The 17,792-nt window shown below is 47.6% G+C and carries 12 protein-coding genes and 1 pseudogene; 4 read left to right on the top strand and 9 right to left on the bottom strand.

What is annotated here, in order from left to right; all coding sequences use genetic code 11:
- Positions 1-129: 129 nt before the first annotated feature.
- Positions 130-1,860, bottom strand: a complete 1,731-nt coding sequence (locus tag FW758_RS15290) for a potassium/proton antiporter (protein ID WP_006082903.1) — start codon at positions 1,858-1,860, stop codon at positions 130-132.
- 921 nt (positions 1,861-2,781) lie between these two features.
- Here FW758_RS15290 and FW758_RS15285 point away from each other — a divergent pair.
- Entirely contained in the window at positions 2,782-3,696 is a 915-nt protein-coding gene (locus FW758_RS15285; protein WP_006085940.1) for a L,D-transpeptidase family protein, read from the top strand.
- 94 nt (positions 3,697-3,790) lie between these two features.
- Here FW758_RS15285 and FW758_RS15280 read toward each other — a convergent pair whose 3' ends face one another.
- Entirely contained in the window at positions 3,791-4,618 is an 828-nt protein-coding gene (locus FW758_RS15280) for an N-acetyl-ornithine deacetylase (RefSeq protein WP_446445825.1), read from the bottom strand.
- 217 nt (positions 4,619-4,835) lie between these two features.
- Between FW758_RS15280 and FW758_RS15275 the strand changes: the two genes are divergently transcribed.
- Both FW758_RS15275 and FW758_RS15270 read left to right on the top strand, forming a co-directional pair.
- Positions 4,836-6,254, top strand: a complete 1,419-nt coding sequence (locus FW758_RS15275) for a M16 family metallopeptidase (protein ID WP_259581837.1) — start codon at positions 4,836-4,838, stop codon at positions 6,252-6,254.
- Complete coding sequence (locus FW758_RS15270; RefSeq protein WP_446445824.1) at positions 6,251-7,912, top strand: M16 family metallopeptidase; 1,662 nt, start codon at positions 6,251-6,253, stop codon at positions 7,910-7,912. Before FW758_RS15275 ends, FW758_RS15270 begins: the two co-directional genes overlap by 4 nt.
- Positions 7,913-7,950: 38 nt before the next feature.
- On the opposite strand, the gene FW758_RS15265 is transcribed toward FW758_RS15270, so the two are convergent.
- The 7 genes and pseudogenes from FW758_RS15265 to FW758_RS15235 all read right to left on the bottom strand — a co-directional run bounded on the left by FW758_RS15265 (position 7,951) and on the right by FW758_RS15235 (position 15,904).
- Entirely contained in the window at positions 7,951-8,631 is a 681-nt protein-coding gene (locus FW758_RS15265) for a response regulator (protein ID WP_012088376.1), read from the bottom strand.
- Positions 8,631-10,245, bottom strand: a pseudogene (locus FW758_RS15260) (ATP-binding protein). Before FW758_RS15260 ends, FW758_RS15265 begins: the two are co-directional and overlap by 1 nt.
- Before the next feature lie 15 nt (positions 10,246-10,260).
- Complete coding sequence (locus tag FW758_RS15255) at positions 10,261-11,781, bottom strand: tripartite tricarboxylate transporter permease (protein ID WP_011623841.1); 1,521 nt, start codon at positions 11,779-11,781, stop codon at positions 10,261-10,263.
- Positions 11,782-11,783: 2 nt separating this feature from the next.
- Positions 11,784-12,251, bottom strand: coding sequence for a tripartite tricarboxylate transporter TctB family protein (locus tag FW758_RS15250; RefSeq protein WP_006082912.1), 468 nt, complete (start codon positions 12,249-12,251; stop codon positions 11,784-11,786).
- A gap of 10 nt (positions 12,252-12,261) precedes the next feature.
- Positions 12,262-13,215 (bottom strand): tripartite tricarboxylate transporter substrate binding protein, encoded by a 954-nt coding sequence (locus FW758_RS15245; RefSeq protein ID WP_446445823.1) that lies wholly within the window; start codon positions 13,213-13,215, stop codon positions 12,262-12,264.
- 12 nt (positions 13,216-13,227) lie between these two features.
- On the bottom strand, positions 13,228-14,508 hold the full coding sequence (locus FW758_RS15240; protein ID WP_446445822.1) for an OprO/OprP family phosphate-selective porin: 1,281 nt from the start codon (positions 14,506-14,508) through the stop codon (positions 13,228-13,230).
- A gap of 592 nt (positions 14,509-15,100) precedes the next feature.
- Positions 15,101-15,904 carry a bactofilin family protein gene (locus FW758_RS15235; protein WP_446445846.1) on the bottom strand — a complete coding sequence of 268 codons (804 nt, stop codon included), beginning with the start codon at positions 15,902-15,904 and terminating at the stop codon, positions 15,101-15,103.
- Between the two features lie 283 nt (positions 15,905-16,187).
- On the opposite strand from FW758_RS15235, the gene zapE reads away from it, so the two are divergent.
- A complete protein-coding gene (gene zapE / locus FW758_RS15230) occupies positions 16,188-17,522 on the top strand; it encodes a cell division protein ZapE (protein WP_446445821.1) in 1,335 nt (444 codons plus the stop codon).
- The last annotated feature ends 270 nt before the right edge of the window (positions 17,523-17,792 follow it).

Genomic DNA, 17,792 nt, shown 5'->3' with positions numbered 1-17,792 from the left:
TGGCATTTTTTATGGCGACTTTCGATTACAATTGTCGATGATAACTTTCAATGGCAATTGTCGATGACAACTTTCAACTTCAACTCTCTATGACAACTCTCTATGGCAAGAAGCATCTAGCGCATGGGATTACAGCGAATGCTCGGTCGGTAAACGAATACCCACGTTAGTAACTTTGCCTTCATACAGCCCCGCCACCACCCAATGCAGCGATTGCCATTGGAACTGATCGCCCAGCACAGGATTTGCGCCAAGCTGTGACACTACCAGATCGGCGACTGTCATATCATCGGCGAGATTATCTAAGCTCAAGCCATAAATTGGGGCGAGATCCGCAAGCTTAACATCTGTTTCAATAAAGAAATCACCGAAGAAGCGTTGCACTTCTTTATTTTCTGGCGCTTGGCTAAAGAGGTTACTCAAGGCTTCTAAACTTTTCTCCTGACCCAGCACACAGAGTATATCTCCCGCTTCGAGGCGAGTACTGCCCGACGGATGCAGTAGAGTGTCATTCCTAAATACCGCCGCAATCCGTGTTCCATCTGGCATAGCTAAGCGTTTTAGCGGCTCACCAATGCACCACTTACTTTCACTCAAACGATAGACAAACACTTCCCATTCACTGCTCGGGTAAATTTCAACTCCCGAACGCGAAACGGGCAACGGCTTTGGGGGCAGTTCCACCTTAGCTAAACGCGCCGCAGTGGTCAAAGACGCACCTTGAACCAGTAACGATACTAATACGACGAAGAAGGCTAAGTTGAAGTACAACTGAGCACCCGGCAAGCCCGCCATCATAGGGAACACCGCCAAGATGATAGGTACTGCGCCGCGTAGTCCTACCCACGAAATAAACCAGCGGTCGCGACTGCTGAAGCTCTTAAAGGGCAATAGGCTGATCCACACAGCGACAGGACGGGCGAATAGAATCATCCCAAATGCCAGTGCAAAACCTGGGATCAGGATATCGACTAAATCTGAAGGGGTAAGCAATAACCCTAATACCAAGAACATGCCGATTTGGCTGACCCAAGTCATGCCATCCAGTACGTTTAAAATCGCATGGCGACCACGAGTCGGCTTATTGCCGAGGAAAAGCCCGACTAAGTAAATCGATAAAATGCCACTGCCGCCGAGTTTGTTAGACGCAGCATAAATAATCAGACCACCGCTTAAGACTAAAATAGAGTACAGGCCGTCGGCTAATTTGCTCAAATTAACCAGCTTCCACAGCATCCAGCCGCCGCCTAAACCTAAGCAAATACCCAGACCAAATTGCTTAATAAAGCTGATAAACATAAAGCTGAAGGACATCTCAGTGTCCACATTGGCGAGAATCGCAATCAGCGTCACGGTTAAAAACACCGCCATAGGGTCGTTACTACCAGACTCGATTTCTAAGGTTGCCCCAACCCGCTCGTTGAGACTGCGCCCTTTCAATAAGGAGAATACTGCGGCGGCATCGGTCGAGCCCACAATCGCGCCCACCAGCAAACCTTGCAACCAATGCAAGTCAAACAGCCATGCGGCCATCATGCCAGTGATACTGGTTGTGATAGCGACGCCAAAGGTCGCTAGCGATAAAGCAGGCCACAGCGCCACCCTAAAACTGGCGACACGGGTACGCATTCCACCATCGAGTAAGATGATAGCTAGCGCTAAGTTACTGACTAAATAAGCGGTGGAATAATCATCAAACAATATTCCGCCAGGGCCATCTTCACCGGCCAAAATACCCACGGCGAGGAAGATCAAAAGAATCGGGATACCCAAACGGGAAGACATTGGACTGAGTAAAACACTCACTGCAGTTAGCAAGGCGCCAATCAGAAAAAAACTATTGATGGAATTTGCATCCACAAACGCCTCCTTATACAGGTTGTTTAGTTAAACGATAGACAAATCACCGAGGTTAAAAATGACTCAACTTACAATTTTATGATTTTATATTAGCACAAAAATAGCGAATTATTGGAGCGTTAAATATTAAATTTCAATCATCTACATAGAAAACGCCATAAATGTCACTTTGCATTAACCTTGAGATAAAGGCTAACGTAAAACCTAAAGAACCGCAGAACATTTTCACACGACTTATAAAAATTAAAATAAATAAATATCAAATAGTTAAAAACAACAAGCTAAACGTAAACTTAAACCATTCAAGCTAAATCAAGCTCATAAACCTGTATAAACTAAGACTATCATAGTGAATTCAGCGCCAGACAAAACAATGTCGACTGAAACGGCGAATATTCGAACATCACCCTCAAGCCAATTGTTTTCACTCCATTTATCCGACAATCGGCTCAGCTAGGCGGACTTTGTCAGGTTGAGCATCACCCCCGTTAGAAAAGTACTTTAAAAAAGTCTCGCAAACGCTGTTTCGCAAAACCAATCAATTCAGCCACCCTTAATTCGCCATCAAAGAAGACACTATGCATAACGCCAATATTTTAGACTGAGCGATCACCATAGAAGCGTTGCAACACAGCAACTTAGATCAGGGATTTGCAGCACATAGAACAATAAAGCAGGCACAGGGTTTAATGATAAGCCGAAATACTGACAATCTTAGTCGCCAAGGAAAACCGTTAAAACAAAAATTAAGCGATAAATACGCTGTACGGATCATATTTCAGTTGAAATAATGTCCAAAATAAGGAAGGATGCGAGCTTCGCGCGCCAGTGCATTTTGCTCGTCAAATTGCCGCTCTCGTTTTAAGAGAGAAAGCTGCGTTAAACACGCTTTTTTATTAACAGGAATCGTAGTATCCGCTTATGAGTATGCTTCGCACCACAGCTTTATTATTGACTTTGGTTTTCCCTAGTCTGTCCGCTTTAGCAACGGAATATCCTTTACCAGCCGCCCAAAGCAGGCTAATTGGCGAGAACCAGTATTATACGGTTCCAGAGGGTAAACACACTCTCGAAGATATTGCTGCCAAATACCAGCTCGGTCTCAGTAACTTACTCGAAGCTAATCCAGGTGTAGATCCATTCCTGCCAAAGCCTGGTAGCCAACTGTTAATTCCATTACAACTGATCCTACCTAACGCTCCCCGTGAAGGCATAGTGATCAACGTGGCCGAAATGCGTTTGTACTACTATCCAAAAGGCAAAAAGACAGTTGAAGTCCTGCCTATTGGTATTGGCCAGATTGGTAAAGACACGCCAGAAAACTGGGTGACCTCAGTACAACGTAAGCGTGCCAATCCAACTTGGACACCGACACCACGCATTCGTAAAGAATATGCTGCTAAGGGTGAAATCCTGCCAGCAGTATGGCCAGCGGGTCCAGACAACCCTATGGGACTGTATGCGCTGTATATCGGTAATTTGTATGCGATTCACGGTACTAACGCGAGTTTCGGTATAGGTTTACGTGTGAGCCAAGGTTGCGTGCGTTTACGCCATGAAGATATCGAGCATCTATTCAAGACTGTACCTGTGGGCACCCGCGTACAATTCGTGAACCAGCCGATTAAAGCAACTGAAGAGCCAGACGGTAAGCGCTACTTAGCCGTGCATCAACCTCTGTCTCGCACTGTGGCTGAGTTTGAATCCAATGAGCCAGTCGCGATTTCATTACCTAGAGATATCGCCAAGTTTATCGCTAAAGCTGACACTAATTCTTCTGTGATCAAAAAGCTGCTCGATGAGCGTACCGGTGTGCCAATGCGAATTAATCAATAATTCACTGGCAAATATCACCTAAAAAAATACCCGCTATCAGCGGGTATTTTTTTGTCATTTATTAGATGATTAAACACCTAATAGAATAACAAGATCAATCACATAAAGGTGCACATAGGGCTAAGAAGTGAGTCATAGCAGCACTGTTTGCCAATACGCGTTGGTCGAAGTTTTGCAGCGCTGGTGTTTCGGTACAAGCACCCACACGGGCACCGCTTCGCACTAAACACGCTTCAAACGACGTATCGAAGTGATTGAAGATCAAGCCATCCTTCACAGGACACGCATCAATCTCGCCATCCACAGCAATCGGGAAATAACCGCCTAAGGTATCGCGCAAATCGAGGCTAAAGCGTCCTGGCACTTGGCTTGGCTCAAAAGAATACACATAGGCTTCACGGCTCAAGACATCTTCGTGGCAAGTTAAAATACCGTCACGGCAAGCGGCAATCAGTAACTGCGCATGATCTAACAACAACTTACCTTCCACCGACGTATGTTCGTTGGCTTTAGGTTTACCATTCTCAAATACAAAACCGCGATTTGGATTTTCACCGTATTTGTTAAATCTATGGCCGCGGCTGAATCCGGTTGGATTAACGAGGGGCAATAAACTCAAGTTCACCCGTTCAAATAGGTCTGGTGAAGCTTCACTCAAAAAATGCAGCAAACCCCAAGGGCCAGCAGATTCTTCGCCATGAAATCCTGCGCTGATCAATAAAGAAGGTAAGCCTGACTTAGCGGCGGGAGACTGATACAAGCTAACCTTGTATTTACCGACTTCACCCAAATTCTTCTCAACCATGCCCAAACGGGTCATTTCCTGCTCAAGCAGCAGATAAAAATTATCAATATCAGTGCTTTCACAGTTAAAAATATCGCTTTTCCACTGAAAGGATTCGAACGGGGATCTGCTTACCATATCTTGTACTTATGCCAGAAAAAGAACTGTGCCATCATAGCAGTTCTTTTTAAAAACTGAATGCTATTCAACTGATTTCGATGAAATCCGAGCAGTCGCTAACCACATCGCAATCGGTATCGATACCTGTTGATGGGTTAATCGCCACTTGGTAACGGCATTCAGCTTCGATGAGTTATTTAACGAATTCAAAAAATATGCTCGGCAGGATGCACTTATGAAAACTCACATCGCCTTTTTTATCGCCCTTGCGACCAGTGCTTTTAGCAATACGCTGCTGGCACAATGCAACGCCGAGTATGATGCACAAGCCTTATACGCGCTCGAAGCGAACCTAAAAACCTACACACTCGAAAATGGCTTGACGGTGCGGTTACTGCCCATGGCTGATAAACAGACAGTCACAATCGCCAGCCAATTTAATTTAGGCGCCCGCAACGAAGCTGAGGGCCAAAGCGGTTATGCCCATCTGTTTGAGCACATGTTATTTAAGGGCAGCGAAAATGCCCCCGGCGATACCTATGCCCAGCAGCTCAGTGCCTTAGGTGCACGTTTTAATGCCAGCACACATTTTGACTACACCAATTACTATGTGACGCTGCCAAGCCCAGCATTAGAACTGGGGCTGTATCTCGAAGCCGACCGCTTTATCCGTCCAAGCCTTAATGCCACTACCGTTAAAAATCAGCAGGAAACCGTACTGCAGGAAATGGCGCAAACCATAGATAATCAGCCCTATGTCCGCAGCGCGATGGCGTTCTTACTCGATCAAGTGCAAGGCACGCCCTATGGCCACGGTATTATTGGTAGTCGCGAAGATATCTTGCAAGCCACACCTGAAAGTCTCACCGCCTTTCACCGTGCTTATTATCGCCCCGACGCGATGCAGCTTTCCCTTGTCGGCAAGTTAAGCCCACAAACCCTGCAATGGATTGAGCAAGATTTGGCGACTTGGCCTAAACCAGCGACGACTAAGCCTAGATTCACTGAGCTGAACATCCAGCCTAAACAAGTGCATGCTGAGTTAGTCGATGAGCGCGGACCTTGGCCTGGATTACTACTCGCTTGGCATACCGTAGGTAAAAATCATCCCGATGCGGCAGCGATTCAACTGCTCGAAGGCTATTTATTTCAAAATACCGCCAGTGCAATCGCGAAACTCAGCCAGCATAATCCCGCGCAGATGCTCAGCTATTCCCTGCCCTTTGAGCTAGAAAATCATGGGATTGCCAATATTGTCTTAGTTCCACGCGCTCGCACTTCACTCGATGCCTTAGTGGAAAAAGTGCTGGGGCTTGTCGCACAAACGCAGCAAGAGACTCTGGATGAAACCAGCCTGTGCACACTTAAACAAGTGTGGTTAAACAATCGATTACAACAACTCAGTGACACCCAAGCATTAGCCACGCAGCTTTCGGCGACCTCAGTTCAAGATAAAGACCATCCCTTTAGCGCGCAGTGGCTGCGGATCAATGCTGTCACGGCAGGCGATATCCAAAGAGTCGCAAAACAGTATTTTACTCAAAACTATGTACGGGTCGACCTACTGCCACCTTGGTATATTCGCTGGGGAAAAACGCTGCTGGAATGGCTGCCTGGTGATATGAGCGACAGCCTAGAGGATGCGGTATTATGATGAACCTAACTCCTGTAACTCACGGACGACCTAAACAACTACAAGGCTTAATGTGCTGCGCAGCGGCGTTATTACTGAGCGCCTGTCAGCAAACGCAAATCGTCTTTACACCGACTGAACCACCGAGCTTAGGTAGCTTCAACACGCCCTATCCTTTAGACAATCATTTACCCAAAAGCGGCGTCATCATCCCCGCAACGGATCCAATGTTTAGCGATGAAGTCTATACCGAATTGGATTTACCCTATCAGTTACATAGACTTGCCTCAGTACAAAGCAATCATGATCTAAACAGTAATAACCTAAGCACTCATGCTCTAAGCAATAACAGTCTAAGCAACAGGGTCAGTTTAGCAGCGATAAGTCCGCAGGCTCCCTTCAATAATCCCGATATTTTACAGATTGCCTTGCAAGAAAAAGCCCGCGCACTGGCGATTAGCCTCGCAGATCCCTGCCTTGAGACCTCCAGTATTCGCGTCAGCTTGCATAGCATAAATCTAAGCCTCACCTGCCCCGACGATGTTAATCATATCTACGGTTTGCTAGTGCAATTTTGGCAGCCAAATGCCTTTATTGATGCGACAACCGCCCCCGTCGATGTTGACAATATTCGCCGTCAACTCAAGCTCAATAAGCACTTGAATGCTTTTAGTGGCGCCGAAATAGATAAAGTGTGGCGCGAAAAACTGCTGGGGCCTGAACATCCCTATAATCGAGTGCTCAATAATGATGAGCTATTCGATTCGCTTAGCCTAACGCAACTGCAACAGATCCAGCAGCAGGCGGCATCGCAAGCACAGTGGCATTTATTTCTACCCAACAAGCAGGCTAAAAACGCCGAATTTAATCTTCAAGCCAGCATTAAACAGTGGCCTATGTTGACGACATCCTTGCCTAAATCCTTGTCTAAATCGTCATCGCACGCGGATAAGCTAGAAACAACCACACCTAAGCAAACCCAAAAGATTTACCTTATCGATGCGCCGGGCAGTGTGCAAACTCAAGTCCGCCTAGGTTATCGCATAGACTATCGCATAGACCATTCCATAAATCATGCCATAGGTCATACCGTAGATAGTGAATTAGGCGATATGTCCGAGACGAGTCAACTCAGTTCACAGGAAATAGCCTTAAGCTGCCGCAGTTTATCCGCGCTGATGGGACGCAGTTTTTCGGGCAGACTCTATTATGATTTGCGGGAAAAGCGCGGTCTCACCTATGGCATTTACGGTCAATGTGCCAATGCGCCGCTGTCCAGCAGCATCAAGTTTTACGGCAGTACAGCCATAGAACATACGGGCGCGTTTGTGGTGGGCATACTCGATCACCTCGCGCTCGTTAAAACCCAAAGTGCCAGCCAAGGCGAAATAAATGCACTTAAAACCTATTTGATGGGTGAGGATTTACTCAGCCAAGACAACAGCATTCAGCGTGAAAACCAATATCTCCAACAACTTGCGACAGGATTAACCCAAGTTGATGTGCAACAGCTGAATGCAGAGTTGCAGGCTCTAACGCCAAAAAGGCTGCAGCAGTCAGCCAACGGAGCATTTAGCGGTGAGCCATTGATTATCTTGCGGGGCGATATCGATAGAATAATCCCAGACTTAACCTCTAAGCTGCCAGAGTGGCAGCTTGAAAGGGTCAAGGTGGACTAAATTCTGAATGCAAAAAAGCTAAAAGCTAAATAGTAAGACTAGCGCACTCTGTGGTAGCAACGTTCTGGGCGACCGATGGAACCATAACTCTGATCCGCCGCCAGCTCATTGCATTCCAACAAAAACTCTAAATAACGCCGCGCGGTAGAACGGCTAACGCCTAGCTTTTCACCCACCATTTGCGCCGTGAGTTTATCCTGCGGCTTAGCATCAAACACTTCACGGATTTTCTGTAGGGTCAATTGGTCAACCCCCTTTGGCAAACGAGCAGCAGCCTTAGTCGTCCCTGTCGGCACTTCCATAAAGGCATCGACTACGGATTGAGTCAGCTCTTCGGTGGCAGAAAGTTTGAGCTGCCGGCTCTCAAATCGACTCAGGGCTTGATCTAACCGGCTCAACAGTACAGGTTTCACCAAAAAATCGAACACGCCCAGCTGCATGGCTTTTTCTAAAATCTGCACTTCCTTGGCCGCAGTGAGCAATACCACTTCGCTGCGGATCCCTTGGCTGCGTAATTCTGCCAGTAAATTCAAACCATTACCGTCGGGTAAATACACGTCTAGCAGTAAGAGGTCCGGCGTGATGGCGCCCAATAAAGACCGCGCGGTACTGATATCGCTGGCCATGCCAATCACTTTATAACGATTGGTCGAGAACAAATATTGCGCAACCAAATGGGCGACTTCGACTTCATCCTCGACGATGATCACTGTATGCATTAAACGGTACCTACTTCAGGTATAAGGTTTAGTGGGAATATACACAGAAAAACGCGCGCCACCTAAATCTGAGTCGGCAAACTCTAAGCTGCCATGGCAGGCACACAGGTAGGTATTGACGATATACATGCCCACACCGTGCTGCGCCCCTTGCTTAGAGCTGTAATCTGGATCGAATATCGTGCTGTACTCGGTTTTAGAAATCCCATCGCCACTGTCTTCCACATCAAAAATCAGGTTAGAGGCGGTTTCATCTAAGGTCACGACCACGCGGCGGGGCTTATGATTGTTCGCCCTGTGCACGGCCTCAATGGCATTATCGATAAGATTGCCCATAATCGACACCATCCGCTCTAGCATAATGGCGTCTTGCACATCGCTGAGTTGACTATCTGGGCTGATTTGAAACTCAATATTGAGCTCTTTCGCCTTGTGATACTTACCCAAGAGTAATCCGGCGATCGTCGGCTCATGGATTTGCGACAGTAATAAATGGATTTGAGCCTGCCAACCTTGGCTTTCTTGACCGATAAATTCGACCGCTTTGTCGTAGGCTTTAAGTTGCAACAAGGCGCCTAGAGTATGGAGTTTATTCGAGTAATCATGGGTTTGCACTCTGAGCATTTCGGCAAACTCTTGCACTTTGGCCAGTTGTTGGCTCAAGCGCTCAATTTCATCGGCGGGGCGCATCGTCAGCAGCAAGCCATCATTTTGATCCCGCACCTGAAACGGCACCCGCGACATCACCAGCCATTGATCATTGGCAAATAACTCGAATCCCCTGATGGTTTTGTTTTGGTTCGTCAGTAGAAAGTCGGCGTGCTGCGGCAATAAATCACTCAACATCAGAGTATTAGGTTGGCAGGTCGGAGATAAAGCTAAAATCTCCCGCGCCCTTTGATTCAACTTGCGGATACGGCCATCGGCATCCAATGCCACCACGCCCATTCGCACTGTGTTAAGAATGGCGTCCTGCTCGACGAATAAACGGCCAATTTCAGCAGGTTGCAAGCCGAACAACATCTCCCGCACTTGCCGTCCCATCCAAAAAGCCACCAGCACGCCCATCAATAACACCCCTAGGACTGTCATGATAATTTCAGGAATACGTTTATCGATTAACGCGCCCACGGACTGACTCAAAAAGCCCACGGAAACCAAGCCGATAATTTGACCTTGCTCGTCCAGCACTGGCACTTTACCGCGAATAGAACGACCTAAACTGCCCTGCGCCTCGGAGATATAAGACTCCCCTTCTAATGCCGCTTGGCTGTCACCGCCCTCCATCTTCTTGCCAATTTTATCTGAATCTGGGTGCACGATACGGTATTTATGAGTATCGCCCACCACGATAAAATCGGCCTTAGATGCTAGACGTATTCCTTCTATCGCGGCCAGCAATTGTGGGCTCGAATGCCCAGTCTGCAAAGCCGTAATCACATCGGTCCGTGTCGCGACCGCATGGGCCAGCCCTAATGCCTTAGCGCCCGATTGCTCAGTAATACTGCGACTCAAAATTTGATAGCTGATGCCGCCAAATAAGGCGCACAGCAACAAACTCAGGCAAGTCACCCCACTGATTAACCACGTTTCTAAGCGCTTAGGGCGTCTCATTAGCGTACCTTTACATTAAGAGGCTTTCGCCAATTTATCACTACGATGACTACGAATAAAACCGATCAATGGCACAGCCAGCATCGCAATTGCCACAATCAAGATAGTCAGTGTTAGCGGGCGTTCCCACAGGAAGCTCAAAGAACCATCGGAGGCGATCATAGCACGGCGGAAGTTACGCTCAATCATATCCCCAAGGATGAAGCCCAGTAGCAGCGGCGCCATCGGAAATGCCAGCAAACGTAGCACCACAGCAACAATCGCAAAACCTATCATCAAGAACAGATCGAAGGTATTAAATGAGACTAAATACACCCCAATCAAACTGAAGAACAAAATCATCACAGTCAGAATCGACTTAGGCAAAGCCAGCACTTTGGCAAAATAAGGGATCAGCGGTAAATTCAGCACCAGCAGAATAATATTGCCAAAATACATAGAGATAATCACAGACCAAAACACGTCTGGACGCTCTTGCATCAACATAGGGCCAGGTTGAATACCATAAGCGATCAATGCACCGAGCATGATTGCTGTGGTACCCGACCCCGGAATACCTAAGGTCAATAACGGGACAAATGAGCCAGTACAGGCCGCATTGTTAGCCGACTCAGGCGCCGCAACACCGCGAATCGAGCCCTTACCAAACTCATCGCGTTTCGCGCCGCGGGATAAATTACGCTCAGTACCGTAGGCCATAAAGCTGGCAATCGTTGCGCCTGCGCCCGGTAATACCCCAATCAAAAAACCAAAAATCGACGAGCGACCAATCACAGGCGCTATCTCTTTCACTTCCTCTTTGGTTAAGCGAGTGCTACCAATAGGCTGCGCTGAAAAGTTGATGTTTTCTGTCGACTTCGGCGGCTTAATCACATTCATTAACGCTTCCGACAGGGCAAAAGTTGCCATAGCGATTAACAGAAAACTGATGCCATCGAGTAAATCTGGCTGACCGAAGGTGAAGCGTTCCATCCCCGAGAAAGGATCGATCCCCACTGACGAGAGCAACAAACCTAAGTGAGTCATCATCATGGCCTTGAGGAAATCGCCACGATTCGAAAACGCTGCAATGGCCGTCAAACCGAGGAACATCAAGACCACATAATCGCCCGATTGAAAGCTCAGTGATACTTGCGCTAATAACGGCGCCGCGACCATCAGCATAATGGCGCCGATAGTGCCGCCGGTAAACGAAGCATAGGCCGCAATCGCTAATGCTTTGCCCGCCATACCTTTTTGCGCCATCGGATAACCATCAAATGACGTCGCAACCGTTCCTGCCACGCCCGGGGCGTTGATCAGAATTGATGAAGTCGACCCACCAAAAATAGCGCCGTAGTACACGCCCGCCATTAGGATCATCCCTGAGCTGGGGCCAATGCTGTAAGTCACAGGGATCATCAGAGCGATCGCTGTGATCGGCCCTAATCCCGGCAGCATACCGATCACTGTGCCGACCAAGCAGCCTAAGACCACATACATGAGGTTTTGCAATTCAAACGCGGTCGATAGACCAATAAACATTGCATCGAACATAGTTAACTCCAAAGAGAACCTGAGGCCAAGTAGATACCTAAGACTTGCGTCATCAACACCCAGAACACCAACACCACGGGCACAGAGGCGAGCAGCAAAATCTTAAAGCGGCGCTCTCCCATCAACCAAAATCCAGCGACCAAAAACAATAAAGTAGCGACAACAAACCCCAACGGTTCCAGTCCGGCGGCATACAAGACCATAAGCACAATCAGCGCCGCGGTTTGTTGTAAGGCGGCTTTAGTCAGCAGCGCCCCCCGCTGTTGAACCGTGTTTCCTTTCAGCAAGACGGCAACCAGAGAAAACAGACTAAACATCAGCCCCATGGCAGCATAAATCTTCGGCATAGTGGAAGACGTCACGACTTCAAATTCTTCAAACGGCAATAAGGGAATTTGCCATGCCAGCACGCCATATCCGGTAAACACGGCGACAAATAGCAAGGAACCAATCAGATCACGATTCAACATCTGTCACTCCTTACTTAATAAAGCCCAGTTGCAACATAGTGGCTTTAAGCTGTTGCTCCTGTGCTTCCAATGACTTAATGAATTCGGCTTGGGGTTCAAACAAATTGATCCAACCATTACGGGCACGCACTTGTTCCCATTCTGGCGTCTTAATCAGCGCCGCAAACTTGGCCACATACTCATCAACTTTGGCTTTAGGCGTATCGGGTGCCGCAAAAAAGCCGCGCCAGTTAGTAAACGTCATGTCATAACCGAGGGATTTAATCGTCGGAACCTCTGGATGCTCGGCAACGATTTCAGGTGCTGTCATCGCAAGGATCCGCCCTTGACCACTGCCTGCAATTTCTAACGCTTCACTGAATCCCGTCGACAATAAAACGACTTCGCCTGAGAGTAAGCCAGCCTTAGCTTGACCGCCCGCATCGTAGGGAACATAACGTAAACGACCGCCATCTAAGCCCGCCGCCGCAATCGCTTGCGCCGCAACTAAGTGATCCATACTGCCGCGCGCTGAGCCGCCAGCGATATTGAATTTTTGTGGATCCGCCTTAAAGGCCGCCAACACGTCGTCCCAGGTTTTCAACGGTGAATCATTACGCACCACAAAGGCACCGTAATCGGCGACTATGCCTGCAACCGGCGTTAAATCACGATAACTAAACGGGATTTGCCCAGAAAGTGCACGAAGCACAATCGGAGTCGAGTTAACCAGTAAAATGTCGCCCTGTTTGTTTTTCGATTTGATCATAGAGGCTATTGCACGACCGCCACCGCCGCCCGAAAGGTTCTCAAAAGAGGCATTACCATCAATTTTCGACTTCACTAAGGCTTCACCGACGCCACGCGCCGTGGTATCCCAACCACCGCCTGGACCGCCAGGAATGATAAAGTGGATATCAGCACTCGCCATGCCAGAGACACCCAGTAACAGCGCACTCATGACTAAAGATTTCATTTTCAACATGATTCATTACTCCTAAAACACGTATTGCAAACGGGCAGCAAAGGCATCGCCCACATCTTCATTGCCGACTAAGGCAATCGTGCCTGCGCCATCGACGGTAGAATGGATGTAGTTAGCCATCACTTTGATTTTTGGATTAAAGTAGTAAGACACGCCTAAGGTATAGGTCTGAGCTTTAGTACCTTGAAAGTCGGAGCTTGCATCCACGCTAGAGAAACGTGCTGCCAATTCCCATGCATCGGTTACGCCCTTAGGCTGAGAAAACACCGCGCTGCCCTTGGAATAGCTACGCTGTTCGCCCGTTAAGAAATAACTCGCCTGCAGGTAATACGCCTGATAACGCTCACCATCGAGCACTGACTGAGGATCTTGGGTGTTTAAACTGCGCTGGGCGTATTCGCCCTGCAACAACAAGGCATTATGTTGAAATGCCAGCTCTAAACCCGCTTGGTTTAGTTGATCAATCGCCGCAGTTTCACCACCAGCGACATAGTTAATCAGGCGAGTATTCGTCTCGCGCAGTTCGCCGCGAGCAAAGCTGGCAGACAAGTCATCGCCGCCCATTTGACGCGCTGAGTACCACAAGCCAGCATGCAGCACTTGGCCCGGTTCTTTGGCCTGTGACCAAGTCACTCGCGAGCTAAGGGCATAGTTCAAATCATCAGTTTCATCTTTGCCATCGCTACCAAAGGCATCGTTTTTATAAACACCCAAAGCGTAACGTAAACCTGTGCTGGGGAAATACTGATAGGCAGAAACACCCCAGCGGAAGTACGGCGACATAGTATCGGCGAGGCTAGAACGTTCGATCAGTGCAATGTGATTACTGCTGGTGAGCGCATCAAGGCTGATATCCTCACGCAACTTACCAAATTGCAGTTTAGGGCCATTCTCAAAACCCGAGTAACGCATCCGAGCCATGACGATTTCAGCGGTATTTTCAGCAAATTCAAGCAACAGCTTGTAATCCCAATCCTGTAATTCGCCTTCAACAAAGGTACGGACTCGGCGGGGGAAAATATCCTGCGCGCTACTGCCGTTATGTTCGGCGTTATAGGCACCATTGAAGAGGTTGTAATCGAGTTGAATGCGACCCCCTATCTCAAAAGCTGGCGCGCTAGGCTTAGATGGAGTAGCAGTGGCATTCGCTGCCTGCTGTTGTTTTAGCTGGTTAACTTCTTGAGTCAATTGGGTGAGTTGTGCTTGGAGCTCTTGTGGCGTTAAGTCTTGCGCATTCGCAAAACCAGTAAAAGCCACAGCGGTTGCCGCGGCAAGTAAGGTCAATCTAGGCATCAATGCCTCCTGTATTGCAGTCTGCCATTCCCTGTGGGAGTGCCTGTGTTATTAGAATTGTGTCAGGTCTGTGACGGACTACTTCCTCGCCCAGAGGATGAAATGTATCGTTAACATTTCGTTAAAGATATTTAACGCACTTAATCTTCATTAAGGGATTTAAGGTGACTAAAAATCATAAAGTTCATGAACAAAATGAACTTAACTCAAGGGAAACGGCTTGAAGTGCACAAAACGGGTAAGAATGAGAGATAACTCAATGAAAATATGGCATGAATATTAGCGGACGCTGAATGTTAACAGATGAGTGAAATCACAGAGAAATAGGACGAATCTGCTCTTATGAAGTTAAACCAAGCATAGAAGCCACTCACAAAAGCAAAGCGCCGTTAAGCGCCTCAGAGGGAACTTGCACCAATACTTGAAAGGATATTGAATAGGATTGAGCTGGATTTCGGCGATAAGCATTAGCAACGATGAGCAAATAAGAATGGTCGAACAAAAAACACCAAATGCTAGACCCAAGGATGCGAGTACTTATTTGTTCGAGCTAATTGATTCAAGCTAATAAATTCGAGCTTTCGCTTAGCAATCAGAGCTTATTGCCTGCATTCTCGCTGGTAGGCGCGGTGCCATTATCACCCTGCGCCATCTGTGCATGGCCTTGTTCCATCTGCTGTAAATCTTCCATCGCCGAATCCTGCGATAAAGCCAGCGGATCGGGTTCTGCGGATAACGCCGCCGTATTGTCGGCATGCGCGGTATCTGGCGCAGTCATTTGTTCTGTAAGTAATGGATTGAAACCCTTTTCAACATCCAGCTCCTGAGTCACGGGAGACACTTCAGTATTGAGCGTGCTATCACTCACATTCGGTAACCAGTCACGCAATTGTTCGGGTCCAAAACTAAAGCCCAAGGCGATGACGACCGTTGCCGCAGCAACATACAACCAAGGGCGAATCGCCCGATTATCGCCTCTTAATGAGCCATTTTCACTGGCATATAAGTGCGCATCCGAGCGTTGAGCTCCTGGCGCGATCGCTTTTAGCATGTCAGGCAAGGCATCAAGCTCGGGACCTTTAATCCGCTGACCAATAAACTGGCCGCCTTCGTAAATCTCCATCTGATGGCTGGCAACTTCACCGTCAACCACACCAGAACTGGTAATAATCAACTTATTACAACAGACTCGCCCACTAAATACGCCGCACACCCGCAACTCATCACAGCTGACTTCACCGGAGATCTCGCCGCCAAGTTCGATCTTAATTTGTCCCGCTGAGCCAATCTTGCCCTGCAATTTACCTGCAATTAATGCCGTGCTCTCTAACTGGATGTCACCCTCAATCGAGGTTTGCGCACTGATAAAAGTAATGCCATTGCCTTTGCTAGCCATAGGATTCATTCCATATCATTATTTTTGTGACAAAGATGTTAAGGTAAAAGTCCCCGAGAATAAAGCACTGGTTTCGTTTAGTATTTGACCTAAGCCTCAGAGCGGGATTTAAGTCACGCCAGCGACTATGTTACCCTGAACATCTTGCAATATGGCTCCCGAGTACCTAAGTATGAGTAGCATGATGTCTCAAAAAGGCGAGCGCTGATATCGCGCTAAATCAAAGCTAAAGCACACACTGACTGCAGTAAACACCTTAAACAACCGCCAACGAGACCCCGACATGGCTCATTCAAACTTCGCTAGCTCGCAATCGATAACGCCAATGATGACGCCACTGGAAGTGTATCGCGCCAAAGTGAGCGAAAATCTAGTTGACGATCCGGCGCAGCAACAGGCGGTGTTGGCGCTCGATATGTTATTTAAACAGTTGATGCCACAAGCCTATTCAGCACGCCTCTCCCATTCACAATCCATCAAAGGCTTGTATCTGTGGGGTGATGTCGGTCGGGGTAAAACCTTTCTGATGGATTTGTTTTTCGATTGTTTGCCGAGTCATGGCAAGTTAAGACTGCATTTCCACCGCTTTATGGCACGGATACACAATGCACTGCGTGAGCATTCGGGTAAACGCGATCCGTTAACCCTGATTGCTAAAAATCTCGCGAAAGAGTGCAAGGTGCTGTGTTTCGATGAATTTTTTGTCTCAGACATTGGCGATGCCATGATACTCGCAGGGCTATTTGAGTGCCTATTCGAACAAGGTGTGGTGCTAGTCGCGACCTCAAATATTCCTATTGAGCGCTTATATGAGAACGGCTTAGCCAGACACAGATTTTTACCTTGTATCCAATTGCTGCATACGCACACGCAAATGCTGCATCTCGATGGCAACCAAGACCACAGAATGCACGCCATCAATGCCGCATTAAACAACGGGATTGGCATTGATAGCGCTGAAATGAGTACCTCGATTTCCCGCAATATCGGCATTACCGGAACACTCGATTTTGAGCAGATTTTTGACAAGCTAGTGAATGGGTTAACGCCAAATACACTCAGTATGAGCGCTATTGGCATTAGCGATACTGGCATTAGTAGTACTGGCATTAGCGGTTCTAGCATGAGTGATAGCAAAATGAGCAATGCTAGCCTCACCATCTGCAACCGTGAAATCCCAGTGATCCGCGCAGCTTTAGAGCCCACAGACAACGCTGTTGCTTGGTTCGACTTTTATGCCCTGTGTGACGGCCCGAGATCCCAACTCGATTACATCGAAATCGCCAGTCGATTTAAGATCTTAATGGTGAGCGGTGTTCCCAAACTGGGCGGCGAAGTGAAAGGCTGGATCCGTGCCCGCGGCACGGAGGACGGCACAGGAGAAAACCAAGCCGCAACGACGGGCGAGCGCAAACTCTCCTACGCCGCCAACGACGACCCTGCGCGACGTTTTATCAGCTTAATTGATGAGTTATACGATCAAAATGTCAGCCTTTATCTCAGCTGCGACGTGCCACTGAGCGAACTCTACCAAGGTGGCGCACTTAGTTTTGAATTCCGCCGTACCTACAGCCGATTAATAGAAATGAGCCGACATGAATTACCGCAAAACAATTGATTATTTATCGCTTCGCATAAATAAGAAAAGAGATAAAAAAGAGACAAGAAATAAGCACCACTCGTTTACGTCTCATTTATCCATTTATTATCGAACAATCCTGATCACAAGAAATAAAAACGCTCAAAGGAACAGTCGATTACAAAGGTTTTATACAAAAAGAATACTAACTGTTTGAACACTCTCTTTAAATGCTGATATTAAACATGAAACTAACGACCTAAATTGCTTTATTAGAGCCTGATTAAACCAGCAAAAATTCACTTTAAC

The organism is Shewanella sp. 1180_01 (assembly GCF_052850535.1).
This window is presented reverse-complemented; position numbering and strand designations above follow the sequence as displayed.